Consider the following 25,105-nt stretch of genomic DNA (forward strand, 5'->3'; position numbering starts at 1 on the left):
TGTCTCCAAGCTTTTACAAATCTGTCATGGAGGAAATATCGCCGGCTCACCGATGGCGCTCGTAACAGTCAAACCCACCCGGATCGATACGGCGATCGCGAACGAGATCGCACACAACACCAACTCGGGGCTCGAGCGTACCACCCAGATATTGACCTGGGGGGCCGACGAGCATGTGCTCATCGCGCTGGCCGCTGCGGGATGGCTCTACACCCGGCTGCGGCACCCGCAGCAGCGTCCCGTTGCAGATCACGTTCTGATGGTCTCGCTGGCGACGGCCATACTGCCGCATGTTCTGAAGTCCGTGTTCGATCAGACCAGGCCGGACCGGCTGACCGTCACCGGCCATTGGCGCGGCGTCCCCTTCTCGGGGCGATCCCGCGACGCATTTCCCTCCGGTCACGCCGTGCATATGGGCGCTCTCGCCTCGGCGGCCGGCCTGTTGCCGCCTGCCCGGCGTCGGGCGGTCCGCGCCCTTGCCGTGGTGCTATCGTTGACGCGCGTCGTGGTGCTTGCGCATTGGGCCAGCGATGTGGTGGCGGGCTTTACGCTCGGCGTCGCCGTCGAGCGACTGTTCAGGCCGTTCACGCTGGCGAAACGGCGGCCTAAAGCCTCGCGGGTCCGGTCATGACCGAATATCTCCTGCGCTTCATCGCCGGCGGCCTGATCGTCTCTGCCTTCGCGATCCTGGGCGACATGCTGCGACCGAAGAGCTTTGCCGGCCTGCTCGGCGCGGCGCCGTCGGTCGCGCTGGCCACCCTCAGCATAGCCGTCGTCCAGCACGGCCCGCGATATGTCGCCGCCGAAAGCTGGACGATGATCTATGGTGCCATCGCACTCGGCTGCTACAGCCTCGTCGTCTGCCATCTCCTGATGAGGTTTCACTTCTCCGCTCTGCCAGCCACCACCCTCGCTTTTGCCGCATGGCTCGTCGTCGCCTTCGCTCTGCTCGCGGGTTTCGGAGGTGCTGTCTGATGCTGGTCAAACTGTCTACATCGGCGCTCAAACAGACGCGGTGGTACGAGTATGGTATCCGCTTTCTGCTCGGCGGACTGGCGACCGTCCTCGCGGGGGCCGTGACCACAGGTTTCGGCGTCTCCGTCGGCGGCCTCTTCCTCGCGCTCCCCGCCATCTTCTGCGCCAGCGCAACGCTGATCGAAAGCCATGAGCGCCGCGCCAAGGAAAAGGCCGGCCTCAGCGGAGACAGACGCGGGCAGCAGGCCGCGGCGCTCGATGCCGCCGGTGCCGGCCTTGGAAGCATCGGCCTGGCGGCATTTGCTGCAGTCTTTTACGTCGTGGTTTCGACAACCGTGATCGGCGCATTCGTGGCCGCCATCGTGGTATGGGCGGCCGTGTCGGTGTCGGCGTGGTGGCTGCGGCGAAAGCTTCGCATCACCTCGCGCACCACGCAGACCGAACGCATGGGGCCATCAGCGAGGGGCCGCGGCCTCTTCCCGTAGCATCAGAAATCCATACATCTCGGCGGCCGTCTGAAGCTGATCGATGCGCGCGAGAACAACGTCACGCTGGCGGCCGTCCGGCAGGCCCGACAGTTCGTGCTCGAGCCGCAGCTTCTGCGCCCCGAGACGCTGCTCGAATGTATGTGGCTCAGATCGTCTTCGCATCTTCCGTCCTCGGTGGCTGCAGCCCCGGGCTGTTGGCCCAGCGCTCGACTTGTTCGATGACCTTCTGGTGGCTGGGACGCACCGGCTTGGGGGCTTCCGGCTCTTCGGAAAGCTTTCGGGGCAACCTGACTTCGTCGGTCATGGCTTCTCTCCCTTTCCAAGAGAATGCGCCACCGCCAAAGTCGTTTCAATAATAACCTATTGATTTTGCTATATTTTCCTACTCATTTGGCGTCTTTTTCGACTCTTATGGAACTCCCGCCAAGTTAGTTTGTTGAGTAACCTACTCAATCTACTCAATTGCGTGATCGACCATGAACGACCTTCGCGCCGAGCGCCTTCAGGTCATGCTCTCGCCGGACGAGTTGGCCGCCGTTGACGATTTCCGGTTCAAGCATCGCATGCCGACCCGAGCGGCAGCGGTCCGCGAACTGCTCAAGTTCGGACTGGCCGCCGTCGGCGTCGACGCAGCCGCGGGTGTGAAGTCGAGCAGCTTTGGCGTGTTCGGGCGCGGACCCGACGGACATACGCAGGAAGATCCCGAGAACGGCACCGGGGGCTGACTCGCAAGAACCGTCCATAAGCGAACGACCCCGGCACGGTGGGTGCCAGGGCCGTCCTTGGAGATTGCTTCCGGCGCACCGGGGGCATGACAACCGGAAGCAACCTGTCGACGCCTCGCGCGAGGATTTGTTCCTCGCGCTAATCCGTTGCGTCTAAAGCGCGATGCGATGAGGATGAATCGTCATCGCGCTTTAGGTTGTTGTTTAGGCATGATCCTTTCCGGAAGACCGCTGCGCGCTTCTCCGGATCATGCTTTAGCCGCTCGGCGCGTCGCCGGAATCGTCCGGCGTCATGCCTGAGCCCGGGGTCTTGCTGTTGTCGTTCAGCTTGGGATCGCGCGTCGCCTCTCGCGACGGTGAGCCTTTCGAACCCGCCTTTTGCGGATCCGCCTTGTGCACGGACTGCGCGCGCTGCTTGTCGCGCGGCTGCTCCTCCGCCCGTTTGTCCTTGACGATGCCGTGGTCGGAATGGGCCATGATGTGCTTCGCCTCTCCTGATGTGTCGAAGCGGTTACGCACTACGGCGTCGAATGTTCCGGCGCGGCGCTAGCTGTGTGCCGCGTGGATTGGAGCCGATGCCTTCTCCAGATGAACCTGGCGCACCGTCGTCACCGTCGCGAACGCAACCGAGACACCAAAGGCGAGAATGAGTGAAAGAAGAGCCAGACGTGGAGCCATCACAAAACCTCCTTCTGGAAGCGAAAACCAACGCGATCGACTATTCCCTGATCATTCTGGATTGGTCACTTGTGTTCCGTGAGCGGTCTCACACGCGGATTCACGAAAAGAAAGGAGAGCGCTCACGCATCCCGCTTTTGAGGGAAACGGACCACGACGGGCGGAATTTCGCCATCGAGCCAATCCTGCTCGTGAGCGAGCGCCGTCCAGGCGTCCGCCATGCGCGAAAAGCGCTTATGAGCGGGTTGTCCCTCGGCGCGCTCAGCGAGCTGAAGACAGTTATCGGCATTATCCCTGAAGATGTCAGACTGTTTCATGTTGAAGACGTGGGGACGGAACTCTCGCGTCGCAACCCGCTTTCCGGATCGTAATGTTCAGGGAACTTCGCCCGCGATTCGCTGTTTGATATCGATGCGTGTTCCTGTCGCGATCGTTCTGGCATTCATCAGCACCGCCGCGCTTGCCGACAGCACCGGTGAACGAAAGTCTGGCGACCGCCCTCCGAGCGCGACCGACGTCATCAGCGGCCTCTATGATTTCAGCCGCTTCCAGCAGGGCCTCCTGGAGAGCACCGATCTGAAGGGCAACGCCGAGGTCAAGAACCTCGCCGCCTTGCGTGCCGAGGAAGCTGCCAAGCGCGACAAGGCGCTGAAGCAGATCCAGGAGGCGATCGGCGCGGAGCCGCGCGTCGGCAAGACGACGTCCGTCGGCGCCAGCCTGATCGAGCCCGAAACCTCGGACGGACCGACTTACGTCCGAAGCTTCTATGCCTCGCAGATTCCGGAATACGAATCGGCCATCAAGCTGCTCGAAAGCTACCTGAAGGCGCCCGACAATGCGGCGCTCGCAACGTTTGCGCGCGAGCAGCTCCCGATGCTGCGCGCGCAGGTCAAGAACGCCGAGCGCACCATGGCGGACAAGTAGCCTCGTTACTTGGAGTTCTTACTTGGAGTTCGGATGATGTTGCTGGCTCTGCGGCCGCACGGTGCGATCGCTCTCCGGCATCTTGTCCCGACCCGCATCGCCATTGTCATCCTTGCCGCCCGAAGATGAGGTGCCGCTTCCGCTCGGGTTCGACCGGGTCGCCGCCCCCGTGGTCGGTGAATCCGCCTTCGGGCTGGCGGAGCTCGCGGCGGGATCGCCGGTCACCGCCCCGCGGCCGCTGGGCGCTCCGCCCTGCGCCAAGGCTGACCCGGCAAACAGCATGACGACGATCGCAGCAAGTCCTGCTTTCATATTCCTTCTCCCTGTTTTGGGGCTAACCGCGAGGCTCGGCGCTCCGTTCCGAAGGGGCCTTCCGGGGATCGACAATGGGGCGGGTCGCCGATGCCGTTTCTTTTTTGAACCCCAATGGAACCAATTCAGCGGATTGCGGTTATTGCCGTCGGGCTGAGCAAGACAGGTTCCATACCTCGCGTCACACGTTGGCGCTTGATTTCGAATTTGGCTGACGCTCTATTTTGACAATTGCGTCTTGCCGTGGATTCGGCCGACACCTGCGGGGGAATCAGTATGAGCGACCTCGATCCCGGATCTGCATCACGGTCCGGTCGTCGCGTCCCAAAGCCAAAACCCAACGGTGTATCGGATCCGGATTCCCGGGCCGAATTGCTGCTCGCCCTGCAGGCCATGCGCAGCGGCGATTTCTCCGTCCGGATGAGCGGCGACTATCTCGGCATCGACGGCAAGATCGCCGACACTTTTAATGAAATCATCGCCGCCAACCAGCGCATGGCGCAGCAGCTCGAGCTGGTCGGCCAGGTGGTCGGCCGCGAAGGCAAGACGCGCCAGCGCGTGAAATTCGGCCTCGCCTCCGGCTCCTGGGCCGACATGGAAGGCTCCGTCAACACGCTGATCGACGACCTGCTGTGGCCGACCCGCGAGGTGACGCGTGCGGTCGCCGCGGTGGCGCAAGGCGACCTGCTTCAGACCGTCAAGCTCGACGTCGATGGCCGTCCGCTCCGGGGCGAATTCCTGCAGTCGGCGACCATCGTCAACACCATGATCAAGCAGCTCGGCGTGTTCACCTCCGAGGTGACGCGCGTGGCGCGCGAGGTCGGCACCGAAGGCAAGCTCGGCGGCCAGGCCCAGGTGCCTGAGGTGACCGGCGTCTGGAAGGACCTTACCGAGAGCGTCAACTCGATGGCGAACAACCTGACCAACCAGGTTCGCAACATCGCCGAGGTGACGATCGCGGTCGCCAACGGCGACCTCTCCAAGAAGATCACGGTCGACGTCCGCGGCGAGATCCTTCAGCTCAAGGAAGCCATCAACACGATGGTGGACCAGCTCCGCTCCTTCGCCTCCGAAGTGACGCGCGTGGCGCGCGAGGTCGGCACCGACGGCAAGCTCGGCGGCCAGGCGATCGTGCCCGGCGTCGCCGGCACCTGGAAGGACCTGACCGACTCCGTCAACGCGATGTGCGGCAACCTGACCGCGCAGGTCCGCAACATCGCCAACGTCACCACCGCCGTGGCGCGCGGCGACCTCTCGCGCAAGATCACGGTGGACGTGCGCGGCGAGATCCTGGAGCTAAAGGACACCATCAACACCATGGTGGACCAGCTCAACTCGTTCGCTTCGGAGGTGACGCGCGTCGCCCGCGAGGTCGGCACCGAAGGAAAGCTCGGTGGCCAGGCGCAGGTGCCTGGCGTCGCCGGCACCTGGAAGGACCTCACCGACAACGTCAACTTCATGGCCTCGAACCTGACGGCGCAGGTCCGCAACATCGCCGACGTCGCCACCGCGATCGCGAGCGGCGACCTCTCGAAGAAGATCACGGTGAACGTCTCGGGCGAAATCCTTCAGTTGAAGGAGACGCTCAACACCATGGTCGACCAGCTCAACGCGTTTGCCGGCGAAGTGACGCGCGTGGCGCGCGAGGTCGGTACCGAGGGCCGGCTCGGCGGCCAGGCCAACGTGCTCGGCGTCGCCGGCACCTGGAAGGACCTCACCGAAAGCGTCAACTCGATGGCGTCGAACCTGACGGCCCAGGTCCGCAACATCGCCGAGGTGACCACCGCGGTCGCCGGCGGCGACTTGTCGAAGAAGATCACCGTGGACGTGCGCGGCGAGATCCTGGAGCTGAAGGACACCATCAACACCATGGTGGACCAGCTCAACGCCTTCGCCGGCGAGGTCACGCGCGTCGCCCGCGAGGTCGGCACCGAAGGCAAGCTCGGCGGCCAGGCCGTCGTGCGCGGCGTCGGCGGCACCTGGAAGGACCTCACCGACAGCGTCAACTCGATGGCCTCGAACCTCACCGGCCAGGTCCGCAACATCGCCGAGGTCGCGACCGCCGTGGCGAAAGGCGATTTGTCCAAGAAGATCACGGTGAACGTGTCGGGCGAAATCCTTCAGCTGAAGGAAACGCTCAACACCATGGTCGACCAGCTCAACGCCTTCGCCGGCGAAGTCACGCGCGTCGCGCGCGAGGTCGGCACCGACGGCAAGCTCGGCGGCCAGGCCGGCGTGCCCGGCGTCGCCGGCACCTGGAAGGACTTGACGGACTCCGTGAACTCGATGGCGGGCAACCTCACCGCCCAGGTCCGCAACATCGCCGAGGTCGCGACCGCGATCGCCGGCGGCGACCTGTCGCGCAAGATCACCGTGGACGTGCGCGGCGAGATCCTGCAGCTCAAGGACACGCTGAACACGATGGTCGACCAGCTCAACCGCTTCGCGGGCGAGGTGACGCGCGTGGCGCGCGAGGTCGGTACCGAAGGCCGCCTCGGTGGTCAGGCCAACGTGCCCGGCGTCGCCGGCACCTGGAAGGACCTCACCGACAGCGTGAATTCGATGGCGGGCAACCTCACCGCCCAGGTCCGCAACATCGCCGAAGTGACCACCGCCGTGGCGCGCGGCGACCTGTCGCGCAAGATCACCGTCGACGTGAAGGGCGAAATCCTCGAGCTCAAGAACACCATCAACACCATGGTGGACCAGCTCAACGGCTTTGCCGGCGAAGTCACGCGTGTGGCGCGCGAGGTCGGCACCGAAGGCAAGCTCGGCGGCCAGGCTGAAGTGCCCGGCGTCGCCGGCACCTGGAAGGACCTCACCGACAACGTCAACTTCATGGCCTCGAACCTGACGGCCCAGGTCCGCAACATCGCGGAGGTCGCGACTGCCATCGCCGGCGGCGACCTGTCGAAGAAGATCACGGTGGACGTGCGCGGCGAGATCCTGCTGCTCAAGGACACCTTGAACACCATGGTCGAGCAGCTGCGCTCCTTCGCCGCCGAAGTGACGCGCGTCGCGCGCGAGGTCGGCACCGAAGGCCGGCTCGGCGGTCAGGCCGTCGTGCCCGGCGTCGGCGGCACGTGGAAGGATCTGACCGACAACGTCAACCTTTTGGCGGCGAACCTCACCACCCAGGTCCGCAACATCGCCGAAGTGACCACGGCGGTCGCGCGCGGCGACTTGTCGCGCAAGATCACCGTCGACGTGAAGGGCGAAATCCTCGAGCTGAAGAACACCATCAACACCATGGTGGACCAGCTCAACGCCTTCGCCGGCGAAGTCACGCGCGTGGCGCGCGAGGTCGGCACCGAGGGCGAGCTCGGCGGCCAGGCCCAGGTGCCCGGCGTCGCCGGCACCTGGAAGGATCTCACCGACACCGTCAACTTCATGGCGGCGAACCTGACCGAGCAGGTCCGCGGCATCGTCAAGGTTGTGACCGCGGTCGCCAACGGCGACCTCAAGCAGAACCTCACTGTGAAATCCAAGGGCGAAGTCGCCGCTCTCGCCGATACCATCAACAACATGACCGAGACGCTCGCGACCTTCGCCGACCAGGTGACGTCGGTGGCACGCGAGGTCGGCGTCGAAGGCCGGCTCGGCGGCCAGGCCGACGTGCCCCGCGCCGCCGGCACCTGGAAGGACCTCACTGGTAACGTCAACCTGCTCGCGGCCAACCTCACCTCGCAGGTGCGCGCGATCGCGGAAGTCGCGACCGCCGTGACCAAAGGCGATCTGACGCGGTCGATCCAGGTCGACGCCCGCGGCGAGCTCGCCGAGCTGAAAGACAACATCAACACGATGATCACGAACCTCCGTCTCACGACGGACGTGAACACCGAGCAGGACTGGCTGAAGACCAACCTCGCCAAATTCACCAACATGCTGCAAGGCCAGCGCGACCTCACCACGGTGGGCCGGCTGCTGCTCACCGAGCTGTCGCCGCTGGTGAACGCCCATACCGGCGTGATCTACCAGGTCGAGAGCGAGGACAATCCGCAGCTCCTGCTGCTGGCCTCCTATGCCAGTGACGGCATCTACCCGTATCAGCGCGTGCTGCAGTTCGGCGACGGCTTGATCGGCCAGTGCGCGCTCGACAAGCGGCCGCGCGTGGTCGCCGACATTCCGTCCGACGCGGTGCCGATCAACTCGGCGCTGTTCCGGGTCGCGCCGAAGAACCTCGTCGTGCTACCGGTGCTGTTCGAGGGCCAGGTCAAGGCCGTGATCGAGCTCGCCTCGCTCGTCTCCTTCACGACCTCGCAGATGACTTTCCTGGAGCAGCTCACCGACTCCATCGGCATCGTGCTCAATTCGATCGAAGCGACCATGCAGACCGAAGGCCTGCTCAAGCAGTCGCAGCAGCTTGCCGGCGAACTCCAGACCCAGCAGCGCGAATTGCAGCAGACCAACGACCAGCTCGAACAGAAGGCACAGCAGCTCGCCGAGCGCAACGTCGAGGTCGAGCGCAAGAATCAGGAGATCGAGCAGGCCCGCCGCGCCCTCGAGGAAAAGGCGACCGAGCTCGCGCTGACCTCGAAGTACAAGTCCGAATTCCTCGCCAATATGAGCCACGAGCTGCGCACGCCGCTGAACTCGATCCTGATCCTGGGACAGCAGCTCACCGACAATCCGGACGGCAACCTCTCGGCCAAGCAGGTCGAATTCGCCCGCACCATCCACGGCGCCGGCACCGACCTGCTCAATCTGATCAGCGACATTCTGGATCTGTCCAAGATCGAATCCGGCACGGTGACGGTCGACGCCGAGGAAATCCTGACCGCGAACCTGCTGGAGACCGTCGGACGGCCGTTCCGGCATGAGGCGGACAACCGCAATCTGTCATTCAAGATCGACGTCGATCCGGCCCTCCCACGCAGCATCGTCACCGACTCCAAGCGCCTGCAACAGGTGCTGAAGAACCTGCTCTCCAACGCCTTCAAGTTCACCGCCGAAGGCGAGGTGCGCCTCAATGTCGCCGCCGCGGTCGGCGGCTGGGGAACGGATCATCCGGTACTGAACTCCGCGCCGGCGGTGATCGCGTTCGAAGTGTCCGACACCGGCATCGGCATTCCCCTGGAGAAGCAGAAGCTGATCTTCGAGGCGTTCCAGCAGGCCGACGCCGGCACCAGCCGGAAATATGGCGGCACCGGCCTTGGGCTTGCGATCAGTCGCGAACTGGCAAGCCTGCTCGGCGGCGAGATTCATCTGCGCAGCTCGCCAGGCAAGGGCTCGTCGTTCACGCTGTATCTGCCGCTCAAATATTCCGGCCCGACGCTCGCGCCGCGCGCCGCACCCGCGCCGCAGCAATACAACCAGCCGCCGGCGCTGCAGCCGGCCGCGCCGGAGCAGCAGCGCGTCATCGAGCAGCTTCCCGACGACCGGCTCAACCTCGAGCCTGGCGACAGCATCCTCCTGATCGTCGAGGACGACCCGCATTATGCACGTGTGCTGGTCGACCTCGCGCGCGACAAGGGATTCAAGGTCCTGGTCGCCGGCCGCGGCGCCGAGGCGCTGGAGCTTGCCAAGCAGTACCAGCCGAGAGCAGTCTCGCTCGACGTGTTCCTGCCTGACATGCTCGGCTGGACCGTGCTGAGCCAGCTCAAGCACAACCCGCTGACCCGCCACATCCCCGTGCAGATCATCACGCTCGACGAGGACCGCCAGCATGCGCTGGCCCGTGGCGCGTTCTCCTTCGTCAACAAGCCGACGACGACCGAAGGCGTCTCGGCGGCGCTGACGCAGATCAAGGAATATGCGCGTCCCAGGCGCAAGCGGCTCCTGATCGTCGAGGACAACGAGGCCGAGCAGCTTTCGATCCGCGAGCTGCTGCACCACGACGACATCGAGATCGTGACGACCGACACCGGCGCCGGCGCGCTGTCGACGCTGCGCGAGGCGCCCTGCGACTGCGTGGTGCTCGACCTCAGGCTGCCCGACATGAGCGGCTTCGAGGTGCTGGACCAGATCCGCAACGACGAGGCGCTGTCGAACGTTCCGGTCGTCGTCTTCACCGGCCGCGAGCTTTCGGCGGAGGAGGATGCGGAACTCCACACCATGGCGCGCAGCATCGTGGTCAAGGGCGTGGAATCGCCCGAGCGCCTGCTCGACGAGACCGCGCTGTTCCTGCACCGCGTGATCACGGAGCTTCCGGTCGAGAAGCAGCGCATGCTGGAGAAGCTGAACAGTTCCGACGAGGATTTGATCGGCAAGACCGCGCTTCTCGTCGACGACGACGCCCGCAACATCTTCGCGCTGTCGAGCGTGCTGGAACGGCGCGGCATGAAGGTGCTGACCGCCACGACCGGCAGTGAAGCCGTCACCCTGGTCGAATCCAACCCGGAGATCGCCATCGTTCTGATGGACATCATGATGCCGCAGATGGATGGCTACCAGACCATCGGCGTCATTCGCGAAAACCCGGCCTTCGCCCGCCTTCCGATCATCGCGCTGACCGCCAAGGCGATGAAGGGTGACCGGGAAAAATGCCTCGAAGCCGGCGCGTCCGATTACCTCGCCAAACCCGTCAACACCGATCAATTGCTGCTTGCGATCCGCATGTGGCTGCACCGCTGAGTTGGGCCCGCGAATGGACCACGAAAAGGTCAACATCCTGCTCGTCGACGACCAGCCGGCCAAGCTGCTCGCCTATGAGGTGATCCTGAAGGAACTCGGCGAGAACCTCGTGATCGCTTCGTCCGGACGCGAGGCGCTGGAGGTGCTGCTCAAGACCGAGATCGCGGTGATCCTGGTCGACGTCTGCATGCCCGAGCTCGACGGCTTCGAGCTCGCCGCGATGATCCGCGAGCATCCGCGCTTCCAGAAGACCGCGATGATCTTCATCTCCGCCATCCAGGTCAGCGACATCGACCGGTTGCGCGGCTACGAGATGGGCGCGGTCGACTACGTGCCGGTCCCGGTCGTACCGGAAGTGCTGCGCGCCAAGATCAAGGTGTTTGCCGAGCTGTACCGCAAGACCCGCGAGCTGGAACGGCTGAACCAGGAGCTCGAGGACCGCGTCCGCGCGCGCACCGCGGAACTGGAGAACTCCACCGCGAAGCTGCGCGAAAGCGAGCAGCGGCGCAGCATGGCGATCGCCGCCGGCAAGATGGGCTCCTGGGATTGGGACTGGATCAGCGGCGACTGGATGTGGGACGAGGGGCAATATCGCATCTTTGGCGTCGGCGCGGAGAGCTTCGAGGTCAATCCGGCCAACGTTCAGGCGCTGTTGCATCCCGACGACGTCGATCAGTTGCGCAAGGCGATCGCCGAGTTCAACAAGGGCACGCGGGCCTATGAGACCGAGTTTCGCATTGTGCGGCCCGACGGTGAGGTGCGCTGGTGCGTCGGCACGGCGGCCGCGACGGTCGACGACAGCGGTCGTGTCGTGCGCGTGAGCGGTGTCACCGTGGACATCACCGAACGCAAGCGAGCCGAGGAACGGCAGAATCTGCTGGCGCGGGAGGTCGATCATCGCGCCAAGAATGCGCTGGCGCTGGCGCAGTCCATCGTGCGTCTCACCCGTGCCGACGAGGTCAAGGCCTATGTCAACGCCGTCGAGGGACGCATCAACGCGCTGGCGCGCGTGCACACCATCCTGTCGCTGTCGAGCTGGCAGGGCGCGGAGCTCTCCAAGCTGATCGACGAGGAGCTTGCGCCCTATTCGCTCGGCGGCCAGATCGTATTGGCGGGTCCGGAGGTCCAGTTGGTGCCGGCGACGGCTCAGACGCTGGCGCTCGCGTTGCACGAGCTCTTCACCAACTCGGCCAAGTATGGCGCACTCTCGACCAGGTCGGGACGGCTCATGATCGGCTGGCAGGTCGAGGACCAGCTGCTGACGTTGAGGTGGGAAGAGTCCGGCGGTCCGCTCGTCATGACCCCGAAATCTCGCGGCTTCGGCACGCGGAGCCTGCTTGCGAGCGTCGAGTCCCAGCTCGGTGGACAGGCGCAATTCGATTGGCGAGCCGAAGGACTGTTGTGCCGCCTCGAGGTGCCGCTGACACGCAAGATGGCGACGACGGCACCCGGAAAATTCGACGCCCCCGGCTCCGCCGAATTGCAACGCGCCTCGGGCTGAAGCGCGATGCGATCAGGATGAATCGTCATCGCGCTTTGGGTCGTTATTCGAGCATGATCTTTTCGGAAAACCGCTGCACACTTTTCCGGATCATGCTTTAGCCCGACGCCGCCATCCTGGTTTGCCGCGCCGGCCGCGCTTCCTCGGCAAGGCGGCCTTCGAGCCAGGCTTCCGTCTGAGCGAGATCGCGTAGCGCCCTCGCGTAGCGGCGGGCCGCACTTCGCTCCGCGCCGCGCGGCAGTTTGCGGGCCTTGCGCAGCATGTCCGCAGCCGCGTTGCGATAGGCCAGCGAGCGGTAAAGAAAGACTACCTTACCCATATCGAATGTTCCCGTTTTGCCGACGCTTATCCTCGCAGGCCCGGCATGAACGTCGGATGAAGCCGGTGATGACAATTCCTTCATGCATTTGGAACCGGTGAATATCGTCCGCGTTTGCATGTCAGTTCGGGATGCAGTTCCCATGCGCGCAAAAAAGTCGTCGGACCTGATCTCTCCCACCGGCCTCATCAAGCTGATGACGCATGCGATGATGGGCGCAGCCCTCGGCCTCGCCTTCAGCCTCGCGCTGATCCTGTCCAATCCCGCCGTCGCCAAGCTGCTCGATCACGGCGGAAGCCAGGCCGTAATCGTCTTCGCCCTCACATTGGTGACGACGTTCGCGATCGGCGCGACACTGACCGGCGTCGTGTTCATCCTCGCTGAGGACAAGCAATCTTGAAGCGCGCGTGCGCGCGGCAGATGCGTTTGTCGGGAACTCCTTCGGCAAATGGAGGTTGGCTGCCTGCGTCAATTTAACTCAGGGAGTTCCCCGCATGACAACGGCCAAGCTCGTTCTCACCGCAATGTTGGCCACCGGCCTCGCCGCCGCGCCGCTCGCCGCACAGGCCAAGTCGCACAAGGCGAAACACGGATCATCGATGTCGTCCTCGCAGACCACGGGCGCCAACACCAAGGCCTCGAAGGGCGCGGATCCTTCCGGCCAGGGCGGCTCCGGTCCCGGCTCGGACCAGGGCGGCACCATGACGAACCAGAGCAGCAAGGGCATGAGCAATACCAAGTGAGCTCAGGCCGACACGACATCAAAAGCCCCGCCGCGACGCGGGGCTTTTTTCTTGTTTCTTGATGCCGATCGGCAATCGAGCCGCCACACCGTCGAGCGCCCGCGTCAGCTCGTTACGGGCGACGCGTTTCAGAGTTGAGCGCGCGGCCCGCAGCATTCGTCTTCACGAGTTGTTCGAGCTGCGCCCGCTTGCGTCCGATCAGAAGTTGGGCCGCAGCATCATCGAGACCGGCACGCTGCAATTGCCGGATGGCCGAGCCCAATTCGAGAATCTCGGCGCGCAACCTCAAGATCCGGTAAGTGTCCGGGTCTTCCTCCATGGCGCCCCCCAAAAGGTTCAGCGCCGCGTGCTCGCGCGCTCGGGACTAACGACTGTCTTCACGAGACGAAGGCGCACCCGGTCGCGAACGTCAGGCAGGACATCGCCGCCGCCGGCAGCCTTCCATTCGCCGATCAGCAAATTGACCTTCCGGCGCAAATCCATCTGCGCCAGGGCCTGCGCGGCGCAATCTCGATCGCCGTTGATGAGATCGCGCACGGAGGCCTCGACGCCGGCCATCTCAACCCTCAAGGCGCTGATTTGACGTCGAATTTCATTAATTCTGTTGTCCATGGCTTGTTAGAACAAACTAAGAACATATAGTCAAGTCACGATTTCAGAGCGGAGAAGCGACATGCAGGTTCAAGGCAAATACGACGCCAGGGTTTTCCTCGCCGAGCAGATGACACGGACGCAGGGGCTCAGGCTGAAACGGCTGAGTGAAGAAGCGTATCAGCCCGCACAATATGCGCGCGATCTGTCCTTCAGCGAGGCCGCACGTCGCATCCAGGTGCTGGAAGCCGAGATCGAGCTGGCGAATTCCTTCTAGGCTGCGCCTGGAACGCTGTCCGCGTCCTTCGGGAACCATGCCCGTGTCGAATGGTTCTCCCCGGCCAAGGGAGAACATGCATGGCACGCAAGGCAAAGAAACGCCGCTACTCGCGCAGCTCCGGCAGCGATGTCGAAAGCGAGATGCGACGCTACAAGAAGGGCACGGCAAAGAGCGGTCGCAAAGGCCGAGGCGGACGCGTGAAGAGCCGCAAGCAGGCGATCGCGATCGGACTGTCGAAGGCACGCAAGAAGGGCAAGAAGGTCCCGAAGAAGGCTGCCAAGAAGACTTCCAAGAAGACGTCGAAGAAGAGGACGACGAAGAAGACAAGCAAGAAATCGTCGAAGCGCAAATCCAGCAAGCGCTGACGGTGGCCCGCGTCAGATCATGCTGCCCGGCATGAAGCAGCGGATCGAAACCCCGAACGCGGTCTTCACCGGCCACACCATGGTGCGGCCGGCCCGGTTCGGCTCGGTGATGACGGCTTCGTCCGGCACCTCGATCCACTCGCCGTCGAGACGCACGCGATAATGCCCGTTATGCGACTCCCAGTCGGGATCGGCGACGGCAAAGCCATCCGCATCCGAGCAGCACGGACCAAGGTGGCTGCGCAAACTGTCGAACCAGGGCTTCAGGGGTGAATCCGCGTAGCGGCCGTCGTCCCGCCCGAGAGCGTCTCCGCCCCACAGCACGAATGGCGCCACGAGCAGCGCACTCCTCAGCGAGAGCTTCAATCGATCCATGTCGGCACCGATCAAATGCGAACCAGCGGCCAGTTCCAGAAGCCGGCGGCAAGTTCGAAGTTCCACGCTTGCGTCCCGGTGGCATCGTTGCCACCGGCGACCTGCACGGTTCGGAACTTTGATGAGCGAACACGGCTTTTTCGGACGAACCGCGTCATCGTCGCTGCCGTTAACGAGAATGTTATCGATCGCTTCCCGGCAGTCCTGAAGCCGAACGGAAAAGGCGGCCACGAGGGCCGCCTTTCTTGATCTATGCCGATCGAGGTTCGCCTCAGGCGAGTGGGACCGCGACGAAGCGGGTCGCCTGTGCGCCTCTGACCTGCAACAGCACGCTACGCTTGCCGGACGATTTGGCCTGCGCCAGCTCGGAACGGACGTCGCCGACATTGGCGACGGCCTTGCCGCCGACATTGAGGATGACGTCGCCAGTCTGGATGCCGCGCTGCGCCGCAGGCCCTTGCGGATCGACTTCGGTGACGACAACGCCCTTCTGGCCAGCGCCCTGGACGTCACCGGCCGGAGCCAAAGCAAGACCGAGGCGCGGCGTGCCGGGGCCGGGCTGGTCCTTGCCAACATCGGCCTTGGCCTGCCTTTCGTTCGGCAGTTCGCCGAGCGCGAGCGTCACCGTCTTGCTGTCGCCTTTGTGGAAGACGTCGAGCTTCACTGAGCTGCCAGGCGCAAGGGTCGCGATCGTGCGGGCGAGGTCGCGGGAATCCCTGATCGCGGTGCCGTTGACGGCGGTGATGACGTCACCCGCCTCGATGCCGGCCTTCGCCGCCGGGCTGCCATCCTGGGGATTGTCGACGATCGCACCGCGCGCCTCCTTCAGGCCGAGGCTGTCGGCAATCTCGGCGGTAACCGGCTGCACTTGCACGCCGAGCCAGCCACGGGTCACCGCGCCCTTGTCCTTCAGCTGCGCGACGACGAGCTTTGCGGTCGAGGCCGGAATGTCGAAGCCGATGCCGACCGAACCGCCGGAGGGCGAGAAGATCGCAGTGTTCACGCCGATCACGTTGCCGTTCATGTCGAAGGCCGGGCCGCCGGAATTGCCCTTGTTGATGGGCGCATCGATCTGGATGAAGTCGTCATAGGGGCCGTTGCCGATGTCACGGCCGCTGGCCGAGACGATGCCGGCAGTCACGGTGCCGCCGAGGCCGAAGGGATTGCCGACCGCGACCACCCAGTCGCCGATGCGCGGCTTCTGGTCGGAGAATTTGACGAACGGAAAATCCTTCTTGCCGTCGACCTTGATCAGCGCGAGATCGGTCTTCGGATCGGTGCCGACGACCTTGGCGGTGTAGCTCGTGCCGTCATCCATGGTCACCTGCACCGACTCGGCATGGTCGACGACGTGGTTGTTGGTCACGGCATAGCCGTCGGCGGAGATGAAGAAGCCGGAGCCTTCGCCCGTAATCATCTGATGGCGCTGGCGCGGCATGCCGTTCATGCCGCCCGGGCCACGGAAGCCGAACTGCCGCGAGAACTGGTCGAACGGGGTGTCCTCGTCCTGATCCATCCGGTTCTGCTGCAGCATCGCGCTCTTGTCGTTGTCCTGGTCGATCTTGACCCGCACCGAGATGACGGCAGGTTTGACCTTGCTGACCAGGTCACCGAAGCCAGGCGGCGTCGCGGCGGATTCGGCGGCCTGGGCCGGGGTAATGAAGGAGCTCGGACCGAACGGCGACGAGCCGGGAGCAGCCGCCAGCACGGCCACGCCGAGCGCGGCCACGGTGCCGAGCAGCGCAAGCCGGCGGGGCCTCAAGATTCTGCGGGACGTCGTGGTGTCGGAATTGACGCGATCGTTCATGTCGAAATGTCCATGTTGGATAAGGTGTCGCCTTGCCTCCAACATGGCCATCGTCACCTTACGACGTCCCGTCCATCCGATTAAATCTTGGCAAACAATGCGCGCGCCCCAGCGGAAGTCCTCCCCTGCGCATTTGATGCAGCTCAACGCGGGCCCTTCCGGCGGTGAAAAACTGCGGCCACCGGCTGATGTTCATCGGAGGCGCGCCATGTACAAGGACATTCTCGTTCACATCCCCACCGAACGCCCCATGCGCAGCGCGATCGAAGGCTCGATTTCGCTCGCGGCGCAGGTCAACGCCCATCTCGACGCAGTTGCGATCGGCTATGTCGCAACCAGTGCGGCTTACGTAATGGAAGGCGGCGCCGCGGTGGCGGCCGTGTTCGAACTGGAGCGCGAGCGCGCAGTCGAGCGGGCCGAGGCCGCGCTCGCGGTGTTTGGCATCGAAGCGGCGAACGCCGGCATCTCCTACGGCTGCCGCGCGCTGGGCGCGATCCCGGTGGATGCGGCCGGCTCGCTCGGTGAGATGGCGCGACTGCACGACCTCACCGTCGTGCTGCAGCCAGATCCGGCGCAAAGCTCGTTCGACAACGACGTGCCGGGCGAGATCCTGTTCCAGGCGGGCAGCCCGGTGCTGTTCCTGCCCTACACCTTCCATGGACCTTTCAAGGCGAACCGGATCGGCATCTGCTGGGACGGCAGCCGCCTCGCGGCTCGCGCCGTGCACGACGCGGCGCCGTTCCTGGCGCGCGCCGATGCGATCGTGATCATCACCATCAACGAGGCCGCCGCGGTCTCCGACGAAGCTTCAGCGAACGGTCTGGCAAGACACCTCGGCCGGCGCGGACTGTCGACCCGCGCGGTCGGCCTGTCAGCGACGCGCGCCGACATCCAGCCGACCATCCTGTCACTGGCGGCCGATGAGGGGCTCGATCTCCTGGTGATGGGCGGCTACGGCCATTCGCGGTTGCAGGAGCGCGTTCTCGGCGGCGTCACCCGCGCCATGCTGCAGGCCATGACGGTCCCGACGCTGATGTCGCATTGAGCCGGGCCGGCCCGGCGCCGTCACGCCGCGACCGGGGTCTCCCACGTCGCGGGCGCGGCAGCGCCCTCTTCGTGTTGCACATTGCACGCGTCGAAATGCGCCTTGAGCTCGACCTCAGCGAGATATTCGAAATGTTCGGCCTGGCCGAGGAGTTCCCAGTTCTGAAGCGGCCGGTAGGCCGCCTGCTGACGACAGAGGGACGCCAGCGCCCGGTAGCGACGTACGTTCTCCATGAGACCCTCCCTCGCACTCACAAGGCTTATTGCCCCGATTTGCGTCAGGCCGATGGCGATTGTGCAAAAGATTTGCTGCGCGTCGCGCGCCTGACCTCGGCTCGTTCTTGGGAAGCGCGTATCCGGGAAGGTTCCAAATGTCGATGACTAACTCGGTAACCCGCCACCGGAGCCAGGGACTAAAGCATGATCCGGAAAAGTGCGCAGCGGTATTCCGGATTATACTTAAATAACAACCTAAAGCGCGATGACGATTCATTCTAATCGCATCGCGCTCTAGGCGTAGAGCCGGCTCTCCACGGTCATGCCGACCAGGTCGAGATAGCGCTCGATCAGGGCGGGTCGGCCGACCAGATAGCCCTGCATCTCCTCGCAGGCCTCCCCCGCCAGGAAGGCACGCTGCGCTTCCGTCTCCACCCCCTCGGCAATGACCGGGATATGCAGCGCGTGCGCGAGGCTCAGGACCGCGCGGACGATCTCGGCCGATTGCGGCGTCGCCTCGAGATTGGAGATGAAGCTGCGATCGATCTTGATCTTGTCGAACGGGAACGACTGGAGATAGGACAGCGAGGAATAGCCGGTGCCGAAATCGTCCATCGCGATGCGGATGCCGAGCGCCTTCAGCCGCCGCAGCAGATTGAGCGCGCGGGTGAAATCGCCGATCAGCACGCCCTCGGTGATTTCGACCTCGAGCCGCGTCGGCGTCAGCCCCGTCTCCAGCAGGATCTGGTGGATCGAACGTTCGAGATCGCCGGCCTGGAACTGGATCGGCGACAGATTGACGGCGACCTGCAGCGGCCGCGGCCAGGATGCCGCCTCGCGGCAGGCTTCGCGCAAGACCCATTCGCCGATCTGGACGATCAGCCCGTTCTCTTCGGCGAGCGGAATGAACTGGTCCGGCGGCACGAAGCCGCGCGTCGGGTGGTTCCAGCGCAGCAGAGCCTCGAAGCCGATGACCTCGCCATCCACCCGCGCCTGCGGCTGGAAGTAGACCAGGAACTGGTTCTGCTCCAGCGCTTGTCGCAGATCGTGCTGCAACAGCCTGCGGTCGCGCAGCTCCTGGTCCATCTCGGATTCGAAGAAGCGCACCCGGCCCCTGCCCTCGCGCTTGGCACGATAGAGCGCCGAGTCGGCGTTGGCGAGCAGCGTGGCGGCATTCACGCCGTCGTCCGGATAGAACGCGATGCCGACGCTAAGGCCGACATGGGAGAGATAGTCGTCGACCTCCAGCTCCTGGCCGATGCTCTCGACCAGGCGCTCGGCGAGCGCCAGAACGTCATCGCGGCTGATGTCATCGGGCATCAGGATCATGAACTCGTCGCCGCCGATACGGGCGACGAAGGCGCTGTCGGCTTCCTCGGCAAGGCGGTCCGCCGCTGCCCGCATCAGCAGATCGCCGACGGGGTGGCCGAACACGTCGTTGACTTCCTTGAAGCGATCGAGATCGAGGCTGAGCACGGCAAAACTGGTCGCCGCCTCCTGCGCCCGCTCCAGCCGTTCGCCGAGCACGGCGTTGAAGGCGCTGCGGTTCGGCAGGTCGGTCAACGCATCATGATGCGCAAGATGGCTGATGCGTTCGCGGGTGGTGACGCGCTCGGTGACGTCCTCGATCACACCGACCAGATATTGCGGTTCGCCGGCGTCATCCGCGATCAGCATCTTGCGTGAATTGACCACACGGTCGTGGCCCTTGACGCCGATGTCGAGCAGATGCTCCTCGAGGAACATCGGCATGCCGCTGGCAACGACTCGACGATCCTGTTCAATGACCACGCGCGCGACGTCGGCCGGGAATATCTCTTCAGGTGTTCGGCCGAGCATCTGTTCGCGCGGCACGCCGTAATAGTCTTCCCCGGCGCGGTTGAGCAGGATATAGCGCGAACTCTTCGCGCATTTCGCGAAGACGGCGATCGGAATGTTCTCGACGATGGTGTCGAGGAATTCCTGGGTTCGCAGCAGATCAAGCTCGACCTCATCGTGCGTGTGAGCGCGTGCGTCGGTCATCCGCTGGCGGTCGCGATCGCTCGCGTCATAGGCCGCGCTGACAAGCTCGCCCAGCTTGAGGACGTCGACATGTCCGGCCGCATCGGTCGCGCAGCGAAGCTGCTCGGCGAACAAGCGATGCATGCTCACGCCATCGCCCCATGCCGCGTGCAGGCCTCATGCCTGGCAATAGCCTTGATCCGCATCCCCGCGCTCTCTTGGCATTCCTGCACGCAGGTTGCGATGCACAGCATTGCGCGGGCGTTAATCGAATTTTCGCCTCGAATGCGTTGGTTACCCCGACCTGAAAGACGCGATCGCTTTTTGCCGCAACCTCCGTGGAACCCCCGAGATAAGTGCCACGCCGTGGGACAACCGGCACGGGCGGATCTTCCACGGCTTGCGCCTTCCGTAGTCTACCGGCTACGGCCTGCCTCGCTGACGCGCAGCGGCTGCGTAGAAATATCTTGCAGCTTAGTAATCCGGCCCGTCTCGGCGGCCATGCGAATGGCCTCGATATTTGCGGCATATTCGGCAACGCTCTTGCCGCGGAACACGGCGGAACCCGCCACCAGCGTATCGGCACCCGCTGCCGCCACGGCAGCGGCATTGTCGCGCGTGACACCTCCATCGACCTCGAGCCGGATCGGCCGGTCGCCGATCATGGCTTTGATCCGTTCGATCTTCTCGAGCTGGGATTCGAGGAAGGACTGGCCGCCAAATCCCGGATTGACCGTCATCACCAGCACGAGATCGATGCGGTCGAGCACATATTCGATCGCGCTCTCGTGAGTCGCGGGACACAGGCTGACGCCGGCTTTCTTGCCGAGGGCACGGATGGCCTGCAGCGAGCGGTCGAGATGGGCGCCGGCTTCGGCGTGAATCGTGATGACGTCAGCCCCGGCCTTTGCGAACGCCTCGAGATAGGGATCGACAGGCGCGATCATGAGATGCACGTCGAATATCTTCTTCGTCGTCGGGCGGATCGCCTTGATGACATCGGCACCGAAGCTGATGTTGGGCACGAAGTGTCCATCCATGACGTCGCAATGGATCCAATCGGCGCCGGCCGTGTCGATTGCGGCGATCTCCTCGCCGAGGCGCGCGAAATCCGCGGCCAGGATCGAGGGAGCAATCATGATCTCTCTGGTCATGGCTTTGCACTCCGCGCATCGGCGCCGCCGCTGAAGACGCGGCTCGCCAGGACGTCCATGGGATCGATAGTTTCGAGATCGTCGACATCGAGCATACGGTCGAGGTCGGACACCAGGCGATCGGCCTGCCGCAAGCGGATGCGGTCGACGGCGTTGCGGATCGAACGCGCATTGGAGAAGAACGGCTGGGTCCGGCGCAATGCGATATATTTCTCGAACGCCTCGCGGGCCGTGGCCGAAAAGCGATAGCCCCGCTCCTTCAGCATCAGCTCGGCAATGACGAGCAGCTCGGCTTCGGCATAATCAGGGAATTCGATGTGGTGGGCAATGCGGGAGCGGAAGCCGGGGTTGGAGGCGAAGAAGCTCGTCATGCGCTCGCCATAGCCGGCGAGGATCACGACGAGGTCTTCGCGCTGGTTCTCCATCACCTGGAGCAGGATCTCGATGGCCTCCTGACCGTAGTCGCGCTCGTTGTCGGGGCGATGCAGATAATAGGCTTCGTCGATGAAAAGCACGCCGCCCATCGCCTTCTTCAGGATCTCCTTGGTCTTCGGCGCAGTGTGGCCGATATATTGGCCGACGAGATCGTCGCGCGTCACCGAGATCACCTGCCCGCGCCGCACGAAGCCGAGCCCGTGCAGGATCTTGGCCATGCGCAGCGCGACGGTCGTCTTGCCGGTGCCGGGATTGCCGGTGAACGACATGTGCAGCGTCGGCGGAGCCGATGCCAGGCCCGCGCGCTGCCTGATGCGCTCGATCAGCAGCAGCGAGGCGATCTGGCGCACGCGGTTCTTCACCGGCTTCAATCCGATCAACTCCTGCTCGAGCTGCTGCAGCGTGTCGGTGATCCCGGCCGCCTCGGCTTCCTTGCGGAGATCGAATTGGGTCTCGTTGGGCTCAGTCGTGGTTGCGTGGGGAACATCGAGCATGGCTACCCTCGAAGAAAAGAGCTTCGCCGCGGGGGAGCGGCGAAGCAGTTGGTCCGCCAAGGATGCGGAGCAGGGAGAGCTCCGCGCGGAAGCGGATCGTTAAGTCGACGCGTGGGCTGGTTTCCGCACAGTGGTGTAACGGATCGCGCGGCCGCCCACCTCTTGCCGCACCAGCTCGAACTCCGCCTCATGCGGAGGCCGATTGACGAGGAAGGAGATCCGCACCGATTCCCAGCCATGACTGGAATCGAAGCCGCTGATGCGGATGTACTTGTTGCCATACACCCTGCGGCACTCCGCGAGCTCCATCATCACGCCGGCGGCGTCCTGGAGGTCGAACATCGGCAGGCCCCACATCTCCCAATAGGTGTTGCGGGGATGAGGATCGTCGGTGAATTCGATATTCACCGCCCAGCCGTTGCCAAGGCAATACTGCACCTGCTTATAGATCTGGTCGTCGGTGAGATCGGGCAGGAACGAAAAGCAACCCTGAGTGAGTTTCATGCTGCGTCTCCCTAGACGGTTTCGAGCGCGGTCGGCACGAAGTCCGGCGTGTCGGTGGATTGATAATTGAACGTCACGTCCTTCCAGACCTCGAGCGCGGCCTTCAGCGGTGTGCAGGTCTCGGCCGCCCTGGCCAGGATCTCGGGACCCTCGTGGACGTAGTCGCGGCCCTCATTGCGGGCGAGGATCATCGCTTCCAGCGCCACGCGGTTGGCGATCGCGCCGGCCGCAATGCCCATGGGATGGCCGATGGTGCCGCCGCCGAATTGCAGCACGACGTCTTCGCCGAGCAGGTCGAGCAGCTGATGCATCTGGCCGGCATGGATGCCGCCGGAGGCGACCGGCATCATCTTGTTCAGGCTCGCCCAGTTCTGGTCGAAGAACAGGCCGTGCTCGAGCTTGGTCGGATTGAAGTCCTCGCGGCAGACATCGTAATAGCCGCGCGTGGTGTTGGGGTCGCCTTCCAGCTTGCCGACCACCGTGCCGGCATGGATGTGATCGACACCCGCGAGCCGCATCCACTTGGCGATGACGCGGAACGACACGCCATGGCTCTTCTGCCGCGTATAGGTGGAGTGACCGGCGCGATGCAGATGCAGGATCATGTCGTTGCGCCGCGCCCATTTGGCCATCGACTGGATCGCGGTGTAGCCGATCACGAGGTCGATCATGACGATGCACGATCCGAGCTCCTTGGCGAACTCCGCACGCTCGTACATGTCCTCCATCGTACCCGCGGTGACGTTCAGGTAAGTGCCTTTGACCTCGCCCGAAGCCGCCTGCGCGCGGTTCACCGCCTCCATGCAGTAGAGGAAACGGTCGCGCCAGTGCATGAAGGGCTGCGAGTTGATATTCTCGTCGTCCTTGGTGAAGTCGAGTCCGCCCTTCAGCGCCTCGTACACCACGCGGCCATAGTTGCGGCCCGAAAGCCCGAGCTTCGGCTTCACCGTCGCGCCTAGCAGCGGCCGGCCGAACTTATCCAGCCGTTCGCGCTCGACCACGATGCCGGTCGCCGGCCCCTGGAAGGTCTTCACATAGGCGACAGGGAAACGCATGTCTTCCAGCCGCAGCGCCTTGAGCGGCTTGAAGCCGAACACGTTGCCGATGATCGAGGCCGAGAGGTTCGCGATCGAGCCCGGCTCGAACAGGTCGAGGTCGTAGGCGATGTAGGCGAAATACGAGCCCGGCGTGCCCGGCACGGGATCGACGCGGTAGCATTTCGCGCGATACTTCTCCGCCGCGGTCAGGCGATCGGTCCACACCACGGTCCAGGTCGCGGTCGAGGATTCACCTGCCACCGCAGCCGAGGCCTCGATCGGGTCGACGCCCTCCTGCGGTGTCACGCGGAACAGCGCGATGACGTCGGTGTCCTTTGGCGTGTAATCGGGCTCCCAATAGCCCATGCGCTTGTATTCCATCACACCGGAGCGATAGCGCTCTTTGCCGCGAACCGTGCCTGCATGTGCGTTCATGTCTCTCTCCTGTTGTTTTCTCTGTTGTTTCCGATTGACTAAGCCGCAACGGGCTCGCGGGCATCGATGCGCGGATCGAGCTCGGCGGCGCGATAGCGCCGCGCCATCTCGCTCAAGGGAATGACCTTGATCCTGCTGGCGTGGCCGGCGGTGCCGAACTGCTCGAAACGATCACGACAGAGCTCGCGCATCGCGTCCATTGCGGGCTTGAGGAATTTGCGCGGGTCGAACTCGGAGCGCGTTTGAGCGGCGACCTTGCGGAACACGGCCGTCATCGCGAGGCGGCAGTCGGTGTCGATATTGACCTTGCGCACGCCGCTCTTGATGCCACGGACGATCTCCTCGACCGGCACGCCCCAGGTCTGGGGCATCTCTCCGCCGAACTGGTTGAACATGTCCTGCAGCGGCTGCGGCACCGAGGACGAGCCGTGCATGACGAGGTGCGTATTCGGCAGGCGGCGATGGATCTCCTCGACCACGCGCATCGCCAGGATGTCGCCGTCCGGCTTGCGGCTGAACTTGTAGGCGCCGTGCGAGGTGCCCATCGCGATGGCGAGCGCATCGACCTTGGTGGCCCGAACGAAGTCGACCGCCTGGTCGGGATCGGTCAAGAGCTGATCATGGCTGACCGTGCCCTCGACGCCGTGGCCATCCTCCTGCTCGCCGCCGCCGTGCTCGAGCGAGCCGAGCACGCCGAGCTCGCCTTCGACGGAGGCGCCGACCCAGTGGGCGAGATCGACGACGCGGCGGGTGATCGCGACGTTGTAATCGTAATCGGCCGCCGTCTTGGCATCGGCCTTGAGCGAGCCGTCCATCATGACGGAGGTGAAGCCGTGCGCAATGGCGGAGGCGCAGGTCGCTTCGTCATTGCCGTGGTCCTGGTGCATGCAGAGCGGGATGTCCGGATAGGTCCGCTCCAGCGCATCGATCATGTGCGAGAGCATGAGATCGCCGGCGTAGCTGCGCGCGCCACGCGAGGCCTGGATGATGACGGGCGCATCGACCTCGGCCGCCGCCTGCATGATCGCGATGCCCTGCTCCATATTGTTGATGTTGAACGCCGGCACCGCATAGCCGTGAGAGGCGGCGTGGTCGAGCAGTTGGCGAAGGGTGATACGGGCCACGTGAA

General features: G+C 64.2%; 30 protein-coding genes. 12 read left to right on the top strand and 18 right to left on the bottom strand.

Features of this window, described 5'->3' with window-relative positions; genetic code table 11:
• Nucleotides 1-52: 52 nt before the first annotated feature.
• From A3AS_RS0132860 to A3AS_RS0132870, 3 genes are read left to right on the top strand one after another with little or no spacing between them, the layout of a single operon-like run.
• Nucleotides 53-631, top strand: a complete 579-nt coding sequence (locus A3AS_RS0132860; RefSeq protein WP_018321733.1) for a phosphatase PAP2 family protein — start codon at nucleotides 53-55, stop codon at nucleotides 629-631.
• Nucleotides 628-975, top strand: a complete 348-nt coding sequence (locus A3AS_RS0132865; RefSeq protein ID WP_018321734.1) for a DUF3147 family protein — start codon at nucleotides 628-630, stop codon at nucleotides 973-975. Before A3AS_RS0132860 ends, A3AS_RS0132865 begins: the two co-directional genes overlap by 4 nt.
• Nucleotides 975-1,460 carry a hypothetical protein gene (locus A3AS_RS0132870; RefSeq protein ID WP_049815055.1) on the top strand — a complete coding sequence of 162 codons (486 nt, stop codon included), beginning with the start codon at nucleotides 975-977 and terminating at the stop codon, nucleotides 1,458-1,460. The genes A3AS_RS0132865 and A3AS_RS0132870 overlap by 1 nt, the downstream gene beginning before the upstream one ends.
• On the opposite strand, the gene A3AS_RS45895 is transcribed toward A3AS_RS0132870, so the two are convergent.
• A complete protein-coding gene (locus A3AS_RS45895; RefSeq protein ID WP_084674962.1) occupies nucleotides 1,431-1,625 on the bottom strand; it encodes a hypothetical protein in 195 nt (64 codons plus the stop codon). The two genes, A3AS_RS0132870 and A3AS_RS45895, sit on opposite strands and share 30 nt — an antisense overlap.
• A complete protein-coding gene (locus A3AS_RS48615) occupies nucleotides 1,609-1,767 on the bottom strand; it encodes a hypothetical protein (protein ID WP_018321736.1) in 159 nt (52 codons plus the stop codon). The genes A3AS_RS45895 and A3AS_RS48615 overlap by 17 nt, the downstream gene beginning before the upstream one ends.
• 172 nt (nucleotides 1,768-1,939) lie before the next feature.
• On the opposite strand from A3AS_RS48615, the gene A3AS_RS0132880 reads away from it, so the two are divergent.
• Nucleotides 1,940-2,188, top strand: a complete 249-nt coding sequence (locus tag A3AS_RS0132880; RefSeq protein ID WP_018321737.1) for a hypothetical protein — start codon at nucleotides 1,940-1,942, stop codon at nucleotides 2,186-2,188.
• Between the two features lie 255 nt (nucleotides 2,189-2,443).
• Here A3AS_RS0132880 and A3AS_RS0132885 read toward each other — a convergent pair whose 3' ends face one another.
• From A3AS_RS0132885 to A3AS_RS49440, 3 genes are all read right to left on the bottom strand, one after another.
• Entirely contained in the window at nucleotides 2,444-2,665 is a 222-nt protein-coding gene (locus A3AS_RS0132885) for a hypothetical protein (protein ID WP_018321738.1), read from the bottom strand.
• A gap of 69 nt (nucleotides 2,666-2,734) precedes the next feature.
• Nucleotides 2,735-2,866: a hypothetical protein gene (locus A3AS_RS49865; RefSeq protein ID WP_256375115.1), complete on the bottom strand. Its 132-nt coding sequence runs from the start codon at nucleotides 2,864-2,866 to the stop codon at nucleotides 2,735-2,737.
• Between the two features lie 122 nt (nucleotides 2,867-2,988).
• A complete protein-coding gene (locus A3AS_RS49440; RefSeq protein ID WP_018321739.1) occupies nucleotides 2,989-3,183 on the bottom strand; it encodes a hypothetical protein in 195 nt (64 codons plus the stop codon).
• A gap of 94 nt (nucleotides 3,184-3,277) precedes the next feature.
• On the opposite strand from A3AS_RS49440, the gene A3AS_RS0132895 reads away from it, so the two are divergent.
• Entirely contained in the window at nucleotides 3,278-3,790 is a 513-nt protein-coding gene (locus tag A3AS_RS0132895) for a DUF4142 domain-containing protein (RefSeq protein ID WP_018321740.1), read from the top strand.
• Nucleotides 3,791-3,808: 18 nt separating this feature from the next.
• Here the strand turns inward: A3AS_RS0132895 and A3AS_RS48620 are convergent, their stop codons facing one another.
• The gene (locus A3AS_RS48620; RefSeq protein WP_018321741.1) at nucleotides 3,809-4,102 is read right to left on the bottom strand and encodes a hypothetical protein; all 294 of its coding nucleotides are present in this window, start codon (nucleotides 4,100-4,102) and stop codon (nucleotides 3,809-3,811) included.
• 276 nt (nucleotides 4,103-4,378) lie between these two features.
• On the opposite strand from A3AS_RS48620, the gene A3AS_RS0132905 reads away from it, so the two are divergent.
• Nucleotides 4,379-10,675, top strand: coding sequence for a HAMP domain-containing protein (locus A3AS_RS0132905; protein ID WP_018321742.1), 6,297 nt, complete (start codon nucleotides 4,379-4,381; stop codon nucleotides 10,673-10,675).
• A 13-nt stretch (nucleotides 10,676-10,688) separates the two neighbouring features.
• On the top strand, nucleotides 10,689-12,176 hold the full coding sequence (locus A3AS_RS0132910) for an HWE histidine kinase domain-containing protein (RefSeq protein ID WP_018321743.1): 1,488 nt from the start codon (nucleotides 10,689-10,691) through the stop codon (nucleotides 12,174-12,176).
• 97 nt (nucleotides 12,177-12,273) lie between these two features.
• Here the strand turns inward: A3AS_RS0132910 and A3AS_RS0132915 are convergent, their stop codons facing one another.
• Nucleotides 12,274-12,495 (bottom strand): hypothetical protein, encoded by a 222-nt coding sequence (locus A3AS_RS0132915; RefSeq protein WP_026202612.1) that lies wholly within the window; start codon nucleotides 12,493-12,495, stop codon nucleotides 12,274-12,276.
• Nucleotides 12,496-12,637: 142 nt separating this feature from the next.
• Between A3AS_RS0132915 and A3AS_RS0132920 the strand changes: the two genes are divergently transcribed.
• Together A3AS_RS0132920 and A3AS_RS0132925 are read left to right on the top strand one after the other, a co-directional pair.
• Entirely contained in the window at nucleotides 12,638-12,895 is a 258-nt protein-coding gene (locus A3AS_RS0132920; protein WP_018321745.1) for a hypothetical protein, read from the top strand.
• A 94-nt stretch (nucleotides 12,896-12,989) separates the two neighbouring features.
• Entirely contained in the window at nucleotides 12,990-13,238 is a 249-nt protein-coding gene (locus A3AS_RS0132925; protein WP_018321746.1) for a hypothetical protein, read from the top strand.
• A gap of 112 nt (nucleotides 13,239-13,350) precedes the next feature.
• Here the strand turns inward: A3AS_RS0132925 and A3AS_RS0132930 are convergent, their stop codons facing one another.
• Nucleotides 13,351-13,557 (bottom strand): hypothetical protein, encoded by a 207-nt coding sequence (locus A3AS_RS0132930; protein ID WP_018321747.1) that lies wholly within the window; start codon nucleotides 13,555-13,557, stop codon nucleotides 13,351-13,353.
• 17 nt (nucleotides 13,558-13,574) lie between these two features.
• Nucleotides 13,575-13,796 (bottom strand): hypothetical protein, encoded by a 222-nt coding sequence (locus A3AS_RS0132935; RefSeq protein ID WP_018321748.1) that lies wholly within the window; start codon nucleotides 13,794-13,796, stop codon nucleotides 13,575-13,577.
• 115 nt (nucleotides 13,797-13,911) lie between these two features.
• On the opposite strand from A3AS_RS0132935, the gene A3AS_RS0132940 reads away from it, so the two are divergent.
• Together A3AS_RS0132940 and A3AS_RS0132945 are read left to right on the top strand one after the other, a co-directional pair.
• A complete protein-coding gene (locus tag A3AS_RS0132940) occupies nucleotides 13,912-14,106 on the top strand; it encodes a DUF3072 domain-containing protein (protein ID WP_018321749.1) in 195 nt (64 codons plus the stop codon).
• Between the two features lie 80 nt (nucleotides 14,107-14,186).
• Nucleotides 14,187-14,474, top strand: coding sequence for a DUF6496 domain-containing protein (locus tag A3AS_RS0132945; protein WP_018321750.1), 288 nt, complete (start codon nucleotides 14,187-14,189; stop codon nucleotides 14,472-14,474).
• A gap of 12 nt (nucleotides 14,475-14,486) precedes the next feature.
• Here the strand turns inward: A3AS_RS0132945 and A3AS_RS0132950 are convergent, their stop codons facing one another.
• Nucleotides 14,487-14,849 (bottom strand): hypothetical protein, encoded by a 363-nt coding sequence (locus A3AS_RS0132950; RefSeq protein WP_026202613.1) that lies wholly within the window; start codon nucleotides 14,847-14,849, stop codon nucleotides 14,487-14,489.
• 271 nt (nucleotides 14,850-15,120) lie between these two features.
• Nucleotides 15,121-16,656 carry a Do family serine endopeptidase gene (locus A3AS_RS0132960; RefSeq protein ID WP_026202614.1) on the bottom strand — a complete coding sequence of 512 codons (1,536 nt, stop codon included), beginning with the start codon at nucleotides 16,654-16,656 and terminating at the stop codon, nucleotides 15,121-15,123.
• A gap of 208 nt (nucleotides 16,657-16,864) precedes the next feature.
• Between A3AS_RS0132960 and A3AS_RS0132965 the strand changes: the two genes are divergently transcribed.
• Nucleotides 16,865-17,701, top strand: coding sequence for a universal stress protein (locus A3AS_RS0132965; protein WP_018321754.1), 837 nt, complete (start codon nucleotides 16,865-16,867; stop codon nucleotides 17,699-17,701).
• Between the two features lie 20 nt (nucleotides 17,702-17,721).
• Here A3AS_RS0132965 and A3AS_RS0132970 read toward each other — a convergent pair whose 3' ends face one another.
• The 7 genes from A3AS_RS0132970 to fba form a co-directional block, all read right to left on the bottom strand.
• Nucleotides 17,722-17,934: a hypothetical protein gene (locus tag A3AS_RS0132970; protein ID WP_018321755.1), complete on the bottom strand. Its 213-nt coding sequence runs from the start codon at nucleotides 17,932-17,934 to the stop codon at nucleotides 17,722-17,724.
• A gap of 276 nt (nucleotides 17,935-18,210) precedes the next feature.
• Entirely contained in the window at nucleotides 18,211-20,061 is a 1,851-nt protein-coding gene (locus tag A3AS_RS0132975; RefSeq protein WP_245283340.1) for a bifunctional diguanylate cyclase/phosphodiesterase, read from the bottom strand.
• Between the two features lie 272 nt (nucleotides 20,062-20,333).
• On the bottom strand, nucleotides 20,334-21,071 hold the full coding sequence (gene rpe, locus A3AS_RS0132985) for a ribulose-phosphate 3-epimerase (protein ID WP_018321758.1): 738 nt from the start codon (nucleotides 21,069-21,071) through the stop codon (nucleotides 20,334-20,336).
• Complete coding sequence (cbbX, locus tag A3AS_RS0132990; protein WP_018321759.1) at nucleotides 21,068-22,000, bottom strand: CbbX protein; 933 nt, start codon at nucleotides 21,998-22,000, stop codon at nucleotides 21,068-21,070. The genes rpe and cbbX overlap by 4 nt, the downstream gene beginning before the upstream one ends.
• Nucleotides 22,001-22,099: 99 nt before the next feature.
• Complete coding sequence (locus A3AS_RS0133000) at nucleotides 22,100-22,504, bottom strand: ribulose bisphosphate carboxylase small subunit (RefSeq protein ID WP_018321761.1); 405 nt, start codon at nucleotides 22,502-22,504, stop codon at nucleotides 22,100-22,102.
• A gap of 11 nt (nucleotides 22,505-22,515) precedes the next feature.
• The gene (locus A3AS_RS0133005; RefSeq protein ID WP_018321762.1) at nucleotides 22,516-23,976 is read right to left on the bottom strand and encodes a form I ribulose bisphosphate carboxylase large subunit; all 1,461 of its coding nucleotides are present in this window, start codon (nucleotides 23,974-23,976) and stop codon (nucleotides 22,516-22,518) included.
• Between the two features lie 38 nt (nucleotides 23,977-24,014).
• A complete protein-coding gene (gene fba, locus A3AS_RS0133010) occupies nucleotides 24,015-25,100 on the bottom strand; it encodes a class II fructose-bisphosphate aldolase (RefSeq protein WP_018321763.1) in 1,086 nt (361 codons plus the stop codon).
• Between the last annotated feature and the right edge of the window lie 5 nt (nucleotides 25,101-25,105).

The organism is Bradyrhizobium sp. WSM2793 (assembly GCF_000379585.1).
Lineage (GTDB): Bacteria > Pseudomonadota > Alphaproteobacteria > Rhizobiales > Xanthobacteraceae > Bradyrhizobium.